The following is a 16,091-nucleotide window of genomic DNA, read 5'->3' as shown; positions in this document are numbered from 1 at the left end:
CCCGCGAGCGTCGCCGAAGACATCATCGAACGGGGGCTGGTGCTCACCGGGGGAGGGGCGCTGCTGGGCGGTCTGCCCGAGCAGCTGAGCCGGGGCCGCCGTGCCGGGCACGGCGGTGTCGGGCGGAGCGGTGGCTGGCATCAGGAGGTCTCAGTCCTTGTAGGCCTTGGCCGCGGCGGCCTCGAGCTTCCGTGCGGTGGCCGCGGGGTCGGAGGGGTCGCGCAGGAAGTCCTGGAGGGCCTTCCACTCGCCGGCGCCCTGGGTTCCGCCGAAGGCGGCCGGGGCCTGGTCGGACATGTCGAAGCGGACCGAGTCGCCCGCCTTCACCAGCGACTGCGCGGTGCGGCGGCTGGTGGCGTCGGCGTAACTGCCGGGGTCCAGCTTCTCGTTGGGGGAGATGAAGCCGCCCGCCTTCGCCCAGATCTCCGCGGCCTCGGGCGTCGCCAGGTACTCGACGAGCTTCATCGCGGCCTCGGGGTTCTTGCCGTCCTTGAGCACGGCCGCCGCGTCACCGCCGCCGACCACCGGGGCCTTGCCCTGGTCCACGGCCGGGAAGGGGAAGAACTTGGCGTCCTGGCCGACCTTCTTCTTGAACTGCCCGGAGATCAGGCCGCCGACGAAGTCGCCCTCGTAGACCATGCCCGCCTTGGGGCTGTTGCCGAAGACCTGCTCGACGGACTCCGGGAAGTCGGTGCGCAGGGCGCCCGAACCGCCGCCGGAGACCAGGTTCTTGTCCTGGAAGAGCTTGCCCAGGGTCGTGAGGGCCTTCTCCACCGTGGGGTGGGTCCACGGGATCTTGTGGGCGGCCAGCTTGTCGTAGTTCTCCGGGCCGGCCTGGGAGAGGTAGACGTTCTCGAACCAGTCGGTGAGCGGCCAGCCGGCCTCACCGGCGACGGAGAAGGCGGGCAGACCGGAGTCGGCGACGGTGCGCCCGGTCTTCAGCAGCGCCTGCCAGCTCTTCGGGGGCGTCACCCCGGCCGTGTCGAAGGCCTCCGGGCTGTACCAGACCGTGGACTTGTGCGACGCCTTGAAGTAGAGGCCGTAGAACGTGCCGCCCACGCTGCCGTAATCCCGCCACACCGGCGCGAAGTTGATCCCGGCCTTGTCGTGCACGGTCGCGGAGAGCGGCTGCAGCCAGCCCTTCTCGGCGAACTGCTTGAGCACGCCGACCTGCGGCACCATCACGACATCGGGGGCGTTGCCGCCCTCGATCTTGCTGCCGACGACGGTGGAGACGTTGTCGCCGGTGGAGGTGAAGTTGACGGTGGCGCCGGTCTTCTCGCCGAAGGCGTCCAGCACCTTCTTGAAGTTCTTCTGCTCCACACCGGTCCAGACACCGGCGACGGTGATCTTCTGGCCCTTGAGCTCCTGCTTCCCGGAGCTCGCCGGGCCGGTGGTGCCGCCGCAGGCGGTGGCGGTCAGCGCGAGGCCGAGGGCCAGCGCGCCGGAGGCCGCGGCGGTGCGTCGTCTCGGGGTACGGCTCATGCTGTGGGTCCCTTCGGGGATGAGGCGGGTGGGAAGAGCGGTGCGGTGGTGGCCGGGTCGCTGATCCACCAGGCGGCGGTGGAGCCGGGGAGGACCCCGGGCGGGCAGTCGCCGCTGGCCAGCAGGGGGGTTCCGGTGACGGGGGCCGGGGCGGCCTCCGTCCCGAAGTTGACGGCGCACACCAGTCCGTCGCCGCGGACGAAGGCGAGGACCTGCGGCGGTGTCTCCAGCCAGCGCAGGGTGCCCTCGCCCAGCTGGGGCAGGCTGCGCCGCAGTTGCAGCCCGTCGCGGTAGAGGTGCCAGAACGAGCGGGTGTCGGCCAGCGCGCGGTCGGTGGCGTGCTCGGCGAACCACTCCGGCTGCGGCAGCCACGGCCGGGCGGCGCCGGCGCCGGAGGTGAAGCCGAACGGGGAGGCGTGCCCGGTCCAGGGCAGCGGCACCCGGCAGCCGTCGCGGACGAACCGGCGGCTGCCGGTCCGGCGGAAGATCGGGTCGGTGAGGACCTCGTCGGGCAGGTCGACGACCTCGGGCAGCCCGAGCTCCTCGCCCTGGTAGACGTAGGCGGCGCCGGGCAGGGCCAGCATCAGCAGCGCGGCGGCGCGGGCGCGGGCCGGGCCCAGGCCGCTCGCCTCCCCGCTGGGCTCGCCGGCATAGCGGGTGACGGTGCGGACCTGGTCGTGGTTGTTGAGCACCCAGGTGACGGTGGAGCCGGTGCCCGCGATGTCCCGCATCGCCTCGGAGATGGTCCTCCGGAAGGCGTCGACGTCCCACCGGGCGCTGAGCAGGTGGAAGAAGAACGCCTGGTGGAGCTCGTCCGGGCGGACGTACTCGGCGTGTTCGCGGGCGGTGGGCACCGAGACCTCGCCGACCAGCAGCCGGTCCAGGCCGTCGCGGGCGGTGTACTCCTCGCAGACGGCGCGCCAGTCCCGCCACACCTGGTGCACCTCGGGCTGGTTCCAGGCCAGCGGGTTGACCGAGTCCCGGGACCGCTCGTCCGCCTCCGGGTCGGGGGAGTCGGGCAGCTCCGGGTGCTTGTGGAGGCCCGCGGCGACATCGATGCGGAACCCGTCCACCCCGCGGTCGAGCCAGAACCGCAGCACCGCGTCGAAGTGCTCGCCCACGGCCGGGTCCCGCCAGTTGAGGTCGGGCTGTTCGGGGGTGAAGAGGTGCAGGTACCAGGGGCCGGGCTCGCCATCCGGCTCGGTGATCCGGGACCAGGCGGGACCGCCGAACATGGCCCGCCAGTTGTTCGGCGGGAGTGCGCCGTCCGCGCCCCGCCCGGGGGCGAAGTGGAAGCGGGAGCGGGCCGGGCTGTCCGGGCCGCCCGCCAATGCCTCGCGGAACCACGGGTGGGCGCTGGAGCAGTGGTTGGGGACGATGTCGATGAGGACCTTCAGCCCGAGCCGGTGCGCGTCGGCGACCAGCAGGTCGAACTCGGCGAGGTCCCCGTAGACCGGGTCCACGCCGGTGTAGTCCGCGACGTCGTAGCCGTGGTCGTGCTGCGGCGAGGGGTAGAACGGGCTGAGCCAGATGCCGTCCACCCCGAGCTTCTTGAGGTACGGCAGGCCCACCCGGACCCCGGCGAGATCGCCGATGCCGTCGCCGGTGCTGTCGAGGAAGCTGCGGACGTAGACCTGGTAGATCACCGCATCCCGCCACCAGTGCTGTGTTGCGGCGGCCGTGGCTATGAGCATGTCCCGTTGCCCTGTCTGACTCGAATACGGCTGTCTGACGCGATGGCGGCCTCGATCGGTCGGCCGCCGTTGTGCATGCATGTTAAGTAGGTGTGTCGAACGGGTGTCAACGAGTCTGCAGGCAACGGATAAATAACTGACCCTATATGCCCCGTATGTGGGGATGGCTCTGGATTATGGATCAAGGAAAAGGGAGAGGCTTCTACTTAACAAGTAAGTAGAAGCCTCGAAGGGAAGGGAAGGGAAGGGACGGAGCGTCAGCCGCGGCGGGCGATCGCGTCGAGTTCGGCCCTCAGCCGCCGCAGGGCGGCGGCCGGGCTCTGCCGCTGGGCCATCGCGTCGTGGACGACCGCCTGGACGGCCAGGTTCACCTGCTCGTACCGCGGGCTCTTGGGCCGCGGTTTCGCGGTGAGCAGGCTCTTGTACAGGGTGGGCAGGTACGGGAACCTGCGCACCAGTGCCGGGTCCCGGTACAGATCCGCCCGGGCGGGCGGCAGCGAGCCCTCGGTGAGGACGCGGCGCTGGACGCGTTCGCTCGTCAGATGGCGGATGAGCGCGGCCGCCGACTCCGGGTGCCGGGAGTTGGTGTTGACCGCGAGGTTGGAGCCGCCGAGGATCCCGGCCCCGGGCCCGTCCGGCCCCGGCAGCGGCACCACCCCGAACTTCCCCGCCACCTTCGAGCCCTCGGCGCCCGCCAGCGGGTAGGCGTACGGCCAGTTGCGCAGGAAGAGCAGCCGGCCGTTCTGGAACGCCCGCCGGGACTCCTCCTCCTTGTAGCCGAGCGCCTTCCGGGGGATCCAGCCCTCCCGCACGCCGCCGGTGAGGAACTCCAGCCCGGTGCGGGCGGCGGGGGAGTCCACCGTGACCCGGCTGCCCTCGTCGGCGAGGATCGAGCCGCCGGCGGACTGCAGGGCCTCGGCCGCGTTCACGGTGAGGCCCTCGTACGGGAGGAACTGTCCGGCGTAGCCGTCCAGCCCGTACCGGGGAGCGACCGTCCGGGCCAGGCGCCGCAGTTCGGACCAGGTGCGGGGCGGCTTCTCGCGCGCCTTGTCGAGCACGTCCTTGCGGTAGTAGAGCAGGCCCGCGTTGGTGACGTAGGGGACGGCGTGCAGCCGGCCGCCGAAGGTCGCGGTGTCCACCACCGGTGGCAGGAAGCGGTTCAGCGGGAAGCGGCGGCCGTCGAGCGGGGCGATCCAGCCCGCGGCGGCGAACTCGGAGGTCCAGGCGACATCGATGTTGAGGACGTCGAACCGGTCGCTGCCGGAGCGCAGGCTGGTGGACATCTGGGCGCGGACCTCGTCGGCGGCCTCCGGGAGTTCGACCAGGGTCACCTTCTCCGCCGGGTGGCCGCGGTTCCAGTCCGCCAGCACCCCGCGCAGATAGCCGGTGAGGTCGCCGCCGGTCACGAGGGTCATCGGGCCGCGTCCGCCGGTGCCGCCCGCGGACGCGGTGGCCGGCCCGCCCGTACCGGCGTAGCCGGCGGCTATCAGTGCCGCCGCCAGGAGGCCCCTACCCGCGGCTCGCGCCCACCGCATAGGTTCCTCCTTGTGCGCCGGCACCGGTCAGGCGTGCCCGGCGTCGGGCACCTGTATACCCGTTAGGCATGCGCGATACTAGACGTCGCCGCAAGGTCCGGGGAGCGATCCGGCTCACAGGCGGGGTGGCCTGCGGCGGCCATCGAACGGGCCACCAACGAGTAGGTACGGCGGGGAGGGAGGAGGGCGAGCGTGCGTCTGCCCCTCCTGGCACTTCTGGCGAAGGGCCCCGCGCACGGATACGAGCTCAAGCAGGCTCTTGAGAAGCTCCTGGGCGCGGCGTACCCTCAGCCGAACGTCGGGCAGATCTACGTCACCCTCGGCAGGCTGGAGAAGGCCGGTCTCATCGAGGGCGAGGACGTCGCCCAGTCCAGCAGACCGAACAAGCGGATCTACCAGCTCACCGCCGCGGGGCGGGAGGCGGTGGAGGCCTGGTTCGACGAGCCGGCCGACGAGCCGCGGGTCCGGGACGAGTTCTTCATGAAGCTCGCCCTCGCTCCGCACTCGGGGGCGGCCGACCAGATCGCACTGATCAACAAGCAGCGCCGGCACTACCTCAACACCATGCGCGACCTGTCGAAGCTGGCCGCGTCCGAGGACCGGGACAACCGGGTCGCACAGCTGCTGATCGAGGGCGCGATGCTGCATCTGCAGGCGGATCTCGACTGGTTGGAGCGCTGTCAGGAGGAGCTGGAATGAGCCGCGACCGCCGGCGCCCCGCCGTGGAGCGGGCCGAGGCCGCCACCGGAGCGGCGGAGCCCGGCACGGGTGCGGCCCCGGAGGTGGGCAGGGCCGCGGAGGCCGCATCCCCCGCCGGCACGGCGCCCCTCCTGCGGGCCGAGGGCCTGCACAAGACGCACCGTACGGACGGCGCCCCGGCCCTGGCCGTACGCGGCGCCGACCTGGTGGTGGAGCGCGGCGAATTCGTCGCCGTGACCGGCCCGTCCGGCGCCGGGAAGTCCACCCTGCTCCACCTGCTCGGCGGGCTCGACCGGCCGGACAGCGGCAGGCTGTGGCTGGACGGCGAGCGCGTCGACGCCTACAGCGAGGCCCGCTGGGCCGTCCTGCGCCGCCGCAGCATCGGCGTCGTCTTCCAGTTCTTCAACCTGGTCTCCGACCTGACCGTGGCCGACAACGTCGAGCTGCCCGCGCTGCTGGCCGGCAGCTCGCCCCGGCAGGCCCGGGAGAGCCGGGCGGAACTCCTCGCCGAGCTGGGGCTGGAGGGCAAGGAGCGCAGCACCCCCGGTGAGCTGTCCGGCGGCGAGCAGCAGCGCGTCGCCCTGGCCCGCGCGCTGGTCAACCGGCCGAGTCTGCTGCTTGCGGACGAGCCCACCGGCAGCCTGGACAGCAAGGGCACCCGCGAGGTGCTGCGCCTGCTCACCCGCTGCCACCAGCGCGGCCGGACGATCCTGCTGGTCACCCATGACGCCCGGGTGGCGAGCACCGCGGACCGGGTGATCAGCTTCTTCGACGGCCGGATCGCCGACGACGCGCCGCTGGGCGCCGGGGCCCGGCGCGGCGGCGGCGTCGCCGATGTGCTCGAACTGAAGGGCTGACCGGGATGCGGGCCACGGTGCGCCGGGTGCGCGCCGACCTCCGGCAGCACCGCGGAGAGGCCCTGTTCCTGGTGCTCGCCACCGCGGGCATCATCGTCTCCCTGCTGCTGGCGGGCGCGTTCCTGGCGTACGCGGCCAACCCCTGGCAGCGGGTCTTCACCCGGTCCGAGGGCGCCCACGTCTGGATCCACGCCAAGGCCGGGCCGGACGCCGGGCGGCTGGCCGGGCTCGACGGCGTCGAGCGGGCGGCCGGGCCGTACTCCACCGCGCAGGCCACCGCCGAGCTCGGCGGTACCCGGGCGAGCCTGAACCTGCGGGCCACCGGCCAGGAGCCGCCCGCGGTGGCCCGCCCGCTGCTCACCGACGGCCACTGGCTCGACGAGCGCTCCGAGAACGGCATCGTGCTGGAGAGCTCGCTGGCCCGCGCGCTGTGGGCCGAACCGGGCGACGCGCTCGGCGTGCGCGGCCCCGGCGGCACGGTACGGCTGCGGGTGGTGGGCGTCGCCGACAGCGCCGAACCGGCGTTCCGGCCGGGGGAGGCCTCCGGCATCGGCTGGGTGCTCCCCGCCGCCCTGAACCGGGTCGAGCCCGACGCGCACCGGCACGGCCGGACGATCGGGCTGCGCCTGGCGGATCCGGAGGACACCGACTACGCCGTCCAGCGGGCCGTCACCACGCTGGGCAGCGACCGGATCGCCCGGATCTCGACCTGGCAGCAGGCGCGCGCCGACGCCGAGGGCGGAGACCGGGTGCTCGGGCTGCTGCTGGCCCTGTTCGGGCTCGGCGCACTGCTCGCCGCCGCGCTCGCCGTGGCCGGGGCGATCGGCACCCGGATCCGGGGGCAGCTGCGCGACATCGCGGTGCTCAAGGCGGTCGGCTTCACCCCCGCCCAGGTCGTCCGGATGTTCCTGGTCGAGCATCTGGCGCTGGCGCTGCTCGGGGTGGGCTGCGGCGCGGTGCTCACCGAGACCCTGGGCGCCCGATTGCCGGGCCGGACCGGCGAGGCGATGGCGCTCTGGCAGGACCTGCCGGAACACACCTGGGCGCCGTTCGCGATCTCGGCGGGAGCGGTGCTGCTCATCGCCGCGACCACCGCGCTGGCCGCCTGGCGGGCCGGGCGGGTCCCGCCGGTGCCCATGGCGCGGGCCGCGCAGCCGGCCGGCCGCCGGCTGCCGGGCACCGCGATCCGGGCGCTGGGCCTGCGGATCCCGCCCGCGCTGGTGCTCGGCTGGCGCGGCGCCTTCCACCGCCCGGCCCGCTCCGCGGCGGCCGTCGGCCGGCTGGCCGTACCGCTGCTGCTGATCACCGTGGCGCTGGGGGCGTGGACCACGCTGGACCGGTTCGAGAGCCACCCGGAAAAGGTCGGGCTCGCCGCCGAGCTCACCGCGCGGGGCGACGGCCTGGGGGACGCCGCGGTCCGCCGGCTGCTCACCGCCCGCCCGGAGGTGACCGCCGCCCACCCCGGCGCCGAGGTGGAGGCCCTGGTCCCCGGCCAGACGGGGACGATTCAGCTGCGCGGCCTGGGCACGGCCCGGGACCCGTACCCGTTCACCGTCGCCGAGGGGCGCGCCGCCCACGGGCCCGACGAGGCGGTGGCCGGGCAGGGGCTGCTGGATCTGCTGAACGCGCGGGTCGGCGACTGGGTGCGGATGACGGTCGAGGGCAAGCCGCAGGTCCTGCACATCGTGGGGCGCAGCATCGAGCCCGAGGACGGCGGCCGGGTGATCTCCACGTCGATGGACACCCTGCGGGAGCGGGACGCCGCGCTGCGGCCGGACTTCTTCCATCTGGAGCTGACGCCCGGCGCGGATCCGGCCGCGGTGAGCACCGCGCTCGCGGACTCCGGGCACGGCCGGCTGGACGTCCGGCGGATCACCAACCCCGCGGACGGGCTCTCCGCCGTCCGGGGCGTGATCGTCGGGCTGGTCGCGGTGCCGGCCCTGATCGGGCTGGCCGAGCTGTCGACCACCATCGGCGCGGGGGTGCGGGACCGGCGGCGGGATCTGCTCGCCCTCCGGGCCATCGGGCTGACGCCACGTCAGATCATGGCGGTGATCGTCTCCGGTACCGGGTTCACCGCCCTGGCCGCCGCGGTGATCGGCACGCCCGCCGGAGTCCTCGCCGCCCAGTGGCTGATCGACCTCCAGGGGCGGGCCAGCGGCATCGGCGCGGGCATCGCGGTCCCGCCCCCGCCGGCGCTGCTGCTCCTGGTGGGGCTGGCCGCGGTGGCCGGGGCGGTCGCGGTGTCGGTGCTGCCCGCGGTGCGGGTGGTGCGGCGCCGGCTGGTGGACACCCAGAGCGACGCGGTCTGAGGCGGGGGCGGTCCGAGACGGGGGAGGGCCGGGGCCGTCCCCCGCGGGGCCCTCAGGGCTCGACGACGACTTCCTGGGCCGCCGCCGTCGCGTCCACGATCAGCCCGGCGTCGACCGGAACGTTCCGCTTCACCAGGGCCAGCGCGATCGGCCCCAGCTCGTGGTGGCGCGCCGAGGTGGTGACGAAGCCCAGCTGCCGCCCCTCCTCGCCGTCGGCCGCCAGCCGGACCGGAGCGCCGTGCCCCGGCAGCTTCACCTCGCTGCCGTCCAGGTGCAGGAAGACCAGCCGGCGCGGCGGCTTCCCCAGGTTGTGGACGCGCGCCACGGTCTCCTGCCCGCGGTAGCAGCCCTTCTCCAGGTGGACGGCGGAGCCCAGCCAGCCGAGCTCGTGCGGGATCGTCCGGTGGTCGGTCTCCAGGCCGAAGCGGGGCCGGTGCGCCTCGACGCGCAGCGCCTCCAGCGCCAGCACCCCGGCCGCCGGACCGTTCGCCGCCGCGAAGGACTCCAGCTCCGCACGGGGCAGGAAGAGGTCCCGGCCGTGCGGGGTCTCCCGGACGGCGACGCCCTCCGGCGACTCGGTGATCGAGCCCGCGGGGAGGTGGACGACCGCGTAGTCGCCCGTCGTGTCCGTCACCTCGACCCGGTAGAAGAACTTCATGCTCTCCAGGTAGGCGATCAACTCGCCCTGGGTGCCCGGCTCGACGTGCGCCCAGGTCGTCTCGCCGTCGTCCACCAGGTAGAGCGCGTGCTCGATGTGGCCGTGCGGGGAGAGGATCAGCGCCTCGGTGGCCCGGCCCGGGGGGAGCTCGCTGACGTGCTGGGTGAGCAGCAGATGCAGCCAGCTCAGCCGTTCCTCGCCGGTCACGGTGATCACGCCGCGGTGCGAGAGGTCCACGAAGCCGGTGCCGTCGGCGAGCGCGCGCTGCTCCCGGAACAGGTCGCCGTAGTGCGCGGCGACCCCGTCGTCCGGTGCCTCGGCGGCGACGGCGCCGGGCAGGGAGAGCAGGGGGCTGGCGGGAGAGTGTGCCTGCATGCGTACCAGCCTACGGTCCGTCGTTCGACGCTCCGGCTGCGCGGTCGGTATCCGGGGCACCGGTGTCCGTGGCGGCGCCGCCGGAACCGTCCGGGGCGGCGGGGGCGGAGCAGCCGGCGCACCGCCCGAAGATCGCGAAGTGCTTCAGATCCGTGTCGAAGCCGAAGGTGTCGCGCAGTTGGGCCGTGAACCCGGAGGCCACCGACACATCGGCCTCGATGACGTCACCGCAGTCCCGGCACACCAGATGGAGATGGTGGTGCCGGTCCGCCAGGTGGTACGTCGGCGCCCCGTGCCCGAGGTGGGCGTGGCTGACCAGCCCCAGCTCCTCCAGCAGCTCCAGGGTGCGGTAGACGGTGGAGATGTTCACCCCGCCCGCGGTGCGCCGCACCTCGGTGAGGATGTCGTCGGGCGTCGCGTGCTCCAGCCGGTCCACGGCCTCCAGCACGAGCTGCCGCTGCGGGGTCAGCCGGTACCCGCGCTTGCGGAGGTCGCTCTGCCAGTCGGTGGTCACCACACCGCCAGTGTAGGAGGCGGCGGGCCGGGCGCCGCCGCTACGACAACGGCTCCACCCCCGGGGACGGACGTCCCGCGGCCGGTGGAGCCGTGTGCGGCTGCGGAGCGGCGCGCCCCGGGGACCCGGGGAAACGGGACCCGTGGGAACGCGCGTCCCCGTGCTGCGTGGTCTGCGTGCTGCCCGTTCCGTGCTGCCGCCTACCTGCCGCGTGTCTACTTGAAGAAGGCGATGCCGTCGTCCGGCAGGTCCTTGAGGTCCTTGGCCCACTCGCTCGGGTCGACGACCTTCTTCAGGTGCGCCGACATGTAGGGGCGCAGCTCGACCTCGGGGGTGGCCTTCTCGCCGACCCACATCAGGTCGCTCTTGACGTAGCCGTAGAGCCGCTTGCCGCCGGTGTACGGTCCGGAACCGGCGGAGCGGGCGACGGCGTCGGTGGCCAGGTCGATCTGCGGCTTCTGGTCGGCCAGCTCGCCGTACCAGACCTCGGCCACACCCTGGTCGCGGATCATCACGATCTCGACCTTGCGGTCCTTGTCGATGCGCCAGAAGCCGGACTCGGACTCCAGCGGGCGGACCTTCTTGCCCTCGCTGTCGAGCACCCAGGTGTGCGAGGTGTACTCGAGGAAGTCACGGCCGTCGTGGGTGAAGGTCACCTCCTGGCCGAAGTTGCACTTCTCGTCACCGGGGAAGTCGAAGACACCCGCGCCTTCCCAGTTGCCGAGGAGGAAGGCGAGGGGGACGAGGTCCGGGTGGAGGTCGGACGGAATCTCGATCATGAGCTCAGGCGATCTCTAGGGAGCGGGAGGAGGCGCTGGTCAGCGCTGGCCCTGGTACAGCTTCTTCATGGTGAGGCCGGCGAACGCGACGACGCCCACGCAGACCAGGACCAGCAGGGTGATGAAGAATGCCTCAAGCACGAGCGCGCTCCTCGGGGGAGTGTGGTGGTACGGACCGCGGTCGAGTCTAGTCCGCGGCGGCGGGGCCGGTGCTGTGAGGTCCGCCCCGGCGCTGTGAGGTGCGCCGCTGCCCGGCGGGCCGCGGTCCCGGCCGTATCACGGCCCGGCCGGTCCCGGCGGGCCGCTCTAGAGTGAGCACATGGCGAAGAAGCTCGTGATCAAGGTGACGGCCGGGGCCGACGCACCGGAACGGTGCTCGCAGGCGTTCACGGTGGCGGCGGTCGCCGTCGCCAGCGGGGTGGAGGTCTCGCTCTGGCTGACCGGTGAGTCCGCGTGGTTCGCGCTGCCGGGGAAGGCGGCCGAGTTCGAGCTGCCGCACGCCGCCCCGCTGCCCGACCTGCTGGACTCCGTCCTGGCCGGCGGCCGGATCACCCTGTGCACGCAGTGCGCGGCCCGCCGGGAGATCACCGAGAAGGACACGCTGGAGGGGGTGCGGATCGCGGGCGCGCAGGTCTTCGTCAGCGAGTCCCTGGCCGACGACACCCAGGCGCTCGTGTACTGAGTCCCGCCGGGGCACGGAGTCCCCGCCGGGCCGGGCCAGCGGGGAGTGTGGGACAGGGCCTACGGGCGGTCGTCGTCGTTCCGCCCGTCGTCGCCGGTCTGCCGTCCGTAGTGCTCGAAGCGGCGCCAGCTGTCGTCCAGCGGCTCGTCGTCCAGCCAGCTGTCGTCCGGCACGTCCCACCAGTGGTCGTCCGGCTCCCGGCGGTTGGCGACGATCGCGGCGACCGGCGGAATCGCCATGGCGACGACGCACATGCCGACGGCGGCCGGGACCGACCACAGGCGGACGACTCCCCAGGCCAGAACGAAGAGCCCCAGGCACAGCCCCATGAGGACGAAGTACCGGCGGCGTCGCCGTGCGTACATGTCTCCAGCGTACGGCGGCGGGGGCGCGGAGGCGCAGGGCTCCGGCCGATCACGCGGCCACGCCGCTTCCCGTACCGCGCGCCCGGACAGCACGGAGGGCCGCACCCCTGAGAGTCCAACCCCGGGGTACGGCCCTCCGGCCGCTGTGCGCCGTCGTCAGACGGCGATGGCGACGTCGGCCGCGGCGCCCTGCTGGGCGACGACCGTACGGTCCGCGGTGGCGCCCGGAACCAGGGCGCGCAGCGTCCAGGTGCCCGGGGCCGCGAAGAAGCGGAACTGCCCGGTCGCCGAGGTCGGGACCTCGGCGGTGAACTCGCCGCCGCCGTCGAGGAGGCGGACGTAGCCCGACACGGGCTCGCCGTCGCGGGTCACCGAACCCTGGATGATCGTCTCCTTGGCCACGTCAACTCCTGCCAGGTCCGGGCCGCCGGCTGTTGCTCCACACATGGGGGTGTCCTTCGGGTCGGGGGTCGGGGATCAGCTGTTGGCGCCGAGCTCGATCGGCACGCCGACGAGGGAGCCGTACTCGGTCCAGGAACCGTCGTAGTTCTTGACGTTCCCCTGGTCGAGCAGCTCGTGCAGGACGAACCAGGTGAGCGCGGAGCGCTCACCGATGCGGCAGTAGGCGATCGTGTCCTTCGACAGGTCGACCTGCTCCGTCTCGTAGAGCTTCTTGAGCTCGTCGTCGGACTTGAAGGTGCCGTCGTCGTTGGCGTTCTTCGACCACGGGATGTTGCGGGCGCTCGGCACGTGGCCGGGGCGCTGCGACTGCTCCTGCGGCAGGTGCGCCGGGGCGAGCAGCTTGCCGCTGAACTCGTCGGGGGACCGGACGTCGACCAGGTTCAGGTTGCCGATGGCCTGCGCGACGTCGTCGCGGAAGGCGCGGATCGAGGTGTCCTGCTCCTTGGCCTTGTAGTCGGTCGCGGGGCGCTCGGGCACCTCGGCCACCAGGTCGCGGGAGTCGAGCTCCCACTTCTTGCGGCCGCCGTCGAGGAGCTTCACGCTGTCGTGGCCGTACAGCTTGAAGTACCAGTAGGCGTAGGAGGCGAACCAGTTGTTGTTGCCGCCGTAGAGGACGACCGTGTCGTCGTTGGCGATGCCCTTCCCGGACAGCAGCTTCTCGAAGCCCGCCCGGTCGACGAAGTCACGGCGCACCGGGTCCTGGAGGTCCTTCTTCCAGTCGATGCGTACGGCGTTCCGGATGTGGTTCTTGTCGTAGGCCGAGGTGTCCTCGTCGACCTCGACGATGACCACCTTCGGGTCGTCGATGTGGGCCTCGACCCAGTCGGCGTCGACCAGGACGTCGCTGCGGCTCATGTTTTTCTCCTCCGGGGCAGTTTCGGATGCGCGGGCTGCGGCTGCGCGCGGCGCGCGGTGGTGCAGGGGTGCGCGTCGGTGCGCGGCCGCTTCTGTGGAGCGGGGAGGCCCCAAAGGGCCTGGGAGAAACGGGAGTCGGGGCTCCGCTCAGAACGAGCGACAGAGCATGGCGGCGACACGGCACAGGTCGACTGCCCGCCGCTTCGTGAGATCCGCCTGTCGCTTCATGCGTCCGATCGTAAGGAGCCACGGGTGCGCATGTCACCGGCGTGTCGGATGCTGAGATGCGAATGCCCGCATTGTGGGACGCGGGATCGGCGGATGCCGTCCTGCCAGGCGGCCGTGGGTGAGCGGGGGCGCGGCGGTGCGTCCGCCATCTGAGGTACGGACGGAGCTGTCTCGCTCTGTGGACACGCCGGGGCCGGGGCGGCCCTTTCGGGGGCCCTGCGGCGCGTCGGCCGTGGCGGGGTGCGGGGCTGTGGGGTGCCGGTGTGCCGGCTGGGATCCGGGGCCTGTCCGCCCGCCCGCCGGCGGTTCGTCCGCCGGTGGTCCGTCCGCCGACGGTGGGCCCGTCGGCGGGCCCACCGGTCGGGGGCTCCGGCGGGTGCGGCTGCCGCCGGTCAGCCCGCCAGTTCGACCTGACGGCCGACCACGGATACATCGACACCGTCCTGGGTCGTGACGACCTTGTCCAGTTTCATGCCCTCGGGCAGGCCGTCGATCTTCCGGTCGAAGTCGATCTTCCCGCGGACCAGATTCTCCAATCCGGGGATACCGTCACCGGGGATGTCGTCGGCGTGCAGCCGGATCGTGTCGGCGCCGGCGACGCTGACCGTGCTGAGGACGCTGCGCTTGACGGTCCGGCCCAGGATCGAGACCCCGGCGGTGACCTTGACCTGGCTCTTCCCTGCCTGGTCCCGGCCGCCGTAGCCGACGGCGACTCCCTCGCTGGAGGCCTCGGACAGGTCGTCGTAGCCGAGGTGTGCGGAGCCGGTCGCCGAGTCGGCCACCGCGGAGGAGAAGGAGTCGTTCAGCTTCACGTCGCGCAGCTCGGCGGTGAGGCGGCTGATCCGCAGCGCCCGGCCCGCCGAGCTCGCCGTGACGCCGTTCATGGTCACGTCGACCTCGTCGAGCTCCCTGCTCAGCGCCTGCGTCAGGAACGGGAAGCCCTTGATGGAGACGTCCGGGGTCTCCATGAGGCCCTCGCTGCTCTTGATCTTGTCCGCTGCCTCGGACTCGGCCATGCCGACCGCGAGTCGGTCGGCCGCCACGAACAGGCCCCCCAGGACCACGGCGACGATCAGCAGTATTCGCAGTGCACGCATCCGACTGGCTCCCCCACCCTTTCGATCAGACCCCGTTGCCCAGTGAGCCTAACCGGCCGGTCATCCGATCGTGGCCGATCACCAGATTGCGGGAGCAGTCCACCCGGAACACCCGGAACACCCGGAACGTCAGCAGTCCCCCCGGATCGCCCGGAGGCCGAGCGGACGGGCCGGCTCCGGAGTCCTCCGCATCGCCCGCAGCGCGGGCGGACCGGCCGGCTTCCCGGTGTGCCCCGCCCTCCGCCGGACAGCGGCGGCTCCGGCCACCGAGGGGTGGGGGAGACGGGTGGGGCCGACGGGGCCGGCCCGGGGCGCTCCGTGGGCGCGCCGTGGGGCGGCCGCGAGCCGGGACATCGACCGACCGCGCCCGGGGAGTCGGGCCGACGGCGCCCGCGAGTCAGTGCGTCACCGCAGGCGCCCGCGGGCCGGTACGCCGCCGACGGCGCCCGAAGCGCGTTCCGGCGCCGGGCCGCCCGTGGGGGCGGCCCGGCGCCGTGGTGCGTGCCGTGGCGCCGGGAATGCGCCCTGATCACGACGTGTGCGACCGGGGCCGGGGGCCGTAACGCCTGGGGTGGCGTCCGCCCGGTGGCGCGGTTCAGCCGAGGGCGCGGCCCAGCACATAGACGGCGGGCGCGGCGAGCGTCAGCGGCAGTGCCACTCCGGCGGTCAGGTGCACGAAGCGGGACGGGTAGTCGTAGCTCGCCACCCGCAGGCCGATCAGCGCACAGGCTCCGGCCGCCGCACCGAGCAGCGCCCCGCCCGCCCCGAGGCCCGTCAGGGCTCCGGCGGCGGCACCGGCGCCCGTGGCCGCGGCCAGGGCGGCGGCGGGGGCGACCCGCGACGGCAGCGGCAGCGCGCGGGTGACCACGGCGACGGCCACCGCGACGGCCCCCACCACGACCGCGTCGCCGGACACGGCGGAGGCGGCGAGATGGCCCGCGGCCAGCACGGTGAACGCCGAGGACGCCACCCCGGCCGTCAGCGCGTACAGCCGCTCGTCCGCCGAACTCCGGTTGCGCAGCTGGAGGACGAGCACCAGCAGGCACCAGACGCCGAGCGTCCCGAGCGCCACCGTGGGGGCGTCCCCGCGCTCGGTGGCGAGCAGCGCGATGTCCGTGACCAGGCCGCCGGCGAAGGCGAGCGCGATGCCCTGCCGGGCGGGCCACATGCCGTTCAGCCGGTACCAGCCGGCCGCGGTCCCGGCCTGCAGCAGCACGACGGCGAACGCCAGCGCCGGGCGGGCCAGCGCCCCGGTCAGCGCGATGAGCGCGGCGAGACCGGCCGTCAGCAGGGCCGACTCCATGCCGGGCGGAATGATCGGCGACGCGCCGGCCGCGCGGGCCCGCTGCGCCGGGGTCAGCCCCGGGGTCTCCACGGTCCGTACGGCGCCGCGCGGCCCGTCGGCGGGACGACGGGCGTCGTCCGCCGCGTCGAGGGCGCCGGGGAGCACATCAAGATCGGCCCGGGGCGCGTCGACGCGCCCGTCCCCGTCGA

General features: G+C 73.4%; 16 protein-coding genes. 4 read left to right on the top strand and 12 right to left on the bottom strand.

The window, feature by feature from the left end; translation table 11 throughout:
• Nucleotides 1-150: 150 nt before the first annotated feature.
• The 3 genes from ABT112_RS33820 to ABT112_RS33810 all read right to left on the bottom strand — a co-directional run bounded on the left by ABT112_RS33820 (nucleotide 151) and on the right by ABT112_RS33810 (nucleotide 4,714).
• A complete protein-coding gene (locus tag ABT112_RS33820; RefSeq protein ID WP_351515639.1) occupies nucleotides 151-1,485 on the bottom strand; it encodes an ABC transporter substrate-binding protein in 1,335 nt (444 codons plus the stop codon).
• Entirely contained in the window at nucleotides 1,482-3,179 is a 1,698-nt protein-coding gene (locus ABT112_RS33815; RefSeq protein WP_351515638.1) for a glycoside hydrolase family 13 protein, read from the bottom strand. The genes ABT112_RS33820 and ABT112_RS33815 overlap by 4 nt, the downstream gene beginning before the upstream one ends.
• Nucleotides 3,180-3,436: 257 nt before the next feature.
• Nucleotides 3,437-4,714: an ABC transporter substrate-binding protein gene (locus ABT112_RS33810; protein ID WP_351515637.1), complete on the bottom strand. Its 1,278-nt coding sequence runs from the start codon at nucleotides 4,712-4,714 to the stop codon at nucleotides 3,437-3,439.
• A 192-nt stretch (nucleotides 4,715-4,906) separates the two neighbouring features.
• Between ABT112_RS33810 and ABT112_RS33805 the strand changes: the two genes are divergently transcribed.
• Genes ABT112_RS33805 through ABT112_RS33795 form a run of 3 tightly spaced genes read left to right on the top strand, consistent with a single transcriptional unit; the run spans nucleotide 4,907 to nucleotide 8,582 of the window.
• On the top strand, nucleotides 4,907-5,413 hold the full coding sequence (locus ABT112_RS33805) for a PadR family transcriptional regulator (protein ID WP_351515636.1): 507 nt from the start codon (nucleotides 4,907-4,909) through the stop codon (nucleotides 5,411-5,413).
• Nucleotides 5,410-6,270 (top strand): ABC transporter ATP-binding protein, encoded by an 861-nt coding sequence (locus ABT112_RS33800; RefSeq protein ID WP_351515635.1) that lies wholly within the window; start codon nucleotides 5,410-5,412, stop codon nucleotides 6,268-6,270. Before ABT112_RS33805 ends, ABT112_RS33800 begins: the two co-directional genes overlap by 4 nt.
• A 5-nt stretch (nucleotides 6,271-6,275) precedes the next feature.
• Nucleotides 6,276-8,582 (top strand): ABC transporter permease, encoded by a 2,307-nt coding sequence (locus tag ABT112_RS33795; protein WP_351515634.1) that lies wholly within the window; start codon nucleotides 6,276-6,278, stop codon nucleotides 8,580-8,582.
• A 52-nt stretch (nucleotides 8,583-8,634) separates the two neighbouring features.
• Here the strand turns inward: ABT112_RS33795 and ygfZ are convergent, their stop codons facing one another.
• The 3 genes from ygfZ to ABT112_RS33780 form a co-directional block, all read right to left on the bottom strand.
• On the bottom strand, nucleotides 8,635-9,615 hold the full coding sequence (ygfZ, locus tag ABT112_RS33790; RefSeq protein ID WP_351515633.1) for a CAF17-like 4Fe-4S cluster assembly/insertion protein YgfZ: 981 nt from the start codon (nucleotides 9,613-9,615) through the stop codon (nucleotides 8,635-8,637).
• Nucleotides 9,616-9,625: 10 nt separating this feature from the next.
• Nucleotides 9,626-10,132 (bottom strand): Fur family transcriptional regulator, encoded by a 507-nt coding sequence (locus tag ABT112_RS33785; RefSeq protein ID WP_351515632.1) that lies wholly within the window; start codon nucleotides 10,130-10,132, stop codon nucleotides 9,626-9,628.
• 212 nt (nucleotides 10,133-10,344) lie between these two features.
• Entirely contained in the window at nucleotides 10,345-10,908 is a 564-nt protein-coding gene (locus ABT112_RS33780; RefSeq protein WP_351515631.1) for a heme-binding beta-barrel domain-containing protein, read from the bottom strand.
• A gap of 319 nt (nucleotides 10,909-11,227) precedes the next feature.
• Between ABT112_RS33780 and ABT112_RS33775 the strand changes: the two genes are divergently transcribed.
• Nucleotides 11,228-11,590 (top strand): DsrE family protein, encoded by a 363-nt coding sequence (locus tag ABT112_RS33775; RefSeq protein WP_351515630.1) that lies wholly within the window; start codon nucleotides 11,228-11,230, stop codon nucleotides 11,588-11,590.
• 59 nt (nucleotides 11,591-11,649) lie between these two features.
• On the opposite strand, the gene ABT112_RS33770 is transcribed toward ABT112_RS33775, so the two are convergent.
• The 6 genes from ABT112_RS33770 to ABT112_RS33745 form a co-directional block, all read right to left on the bottom strand.
• Nucleotides 11,650-11,955, bottom strand: a complete 306-nt coding sequence (locus tag ABT112_RS33770) for a DUF3099 domain-containing protein (RefSeq protein WP_351515629.1) — start codon at nucleotides 11,953-11,955, stop codon at nucleotides 11,650-11,652.
• 156 nt (nucleotides 11,956-12,111) lie between these two features.
• Complete coding sequence (locus ABT112_RS33765; protein WP_351515628.1) at nucleotides 12,112-12,402, bottom strand: DUF1416 domain-containing protein; 291 nt, start codon at nucleotides 12,400-12,402, stop codon at nucleotides 12,112-12,114.
• A 30-nt stretch (nucleotides 12,403-12,432) separates the two neighbouring features.
• On the bottom strand, nucleotides 12,433-13,272 hold the full coding sequence (locus ABT112_RS33760) for a sulfurtransferase (protein ID WP_351515627.1): 840 nt from the start codon (nucleotides 13,270-13,272) through the stop codon (nucleotides 12,433-12,435).
• Nucleotides 13,273-13,419: 147 nt separating this feature from the next.
• The gene (locus ABT112_RS33755; RefSeq protein ID WP_351515640.1) at nucleotides 13,420-13,500 is read right to left on the bottom strand and encodes a putative leader peptide; all 81 of its coding nucleotides are present in this window, start codon (nucleotides 13,498-13,500) and stop codon (nucleotides 13,420-13,422) included.
• 392 nt (nucleotides 13,501-13,892) lie between these two features.
• Nucleotides 13,893-14,597 (bottom strand): LmeA family phospholipid-binding protein, encoded by a 705-nt coding sequence (locus ABT112_RS33750; RefSeq protein ID WP_351515626.1) that lies wholly within the window; start codon nucleotides 14,595-14,597, stop codon nucleotides 13,893-13,895.
• A 595-nt stretch (nucleotides 14,598-15,192) separates the two neighbouring features.
• The coding region (locus ABT112_RS33745) for a hypothetical protein (protein ID WP_351515625.1) at nucleotides 15,193-16,091 on the bottom strand (899 nt) is incomplete at its 5' end.

The organism is Streptomyces sp. NPDC002055 (assembly GCF_040296705.1).
GTDB lineage: Bacteria > Actinomycetota > Actinomycetes > Streptomycetales > Streptomycetaceae > Streptomyces.
The sequence above is the reverse complement of the archived record's forward strand: the minus strand, read 5'-3'. Positions and strand labels throughout refer to the sequence as shown.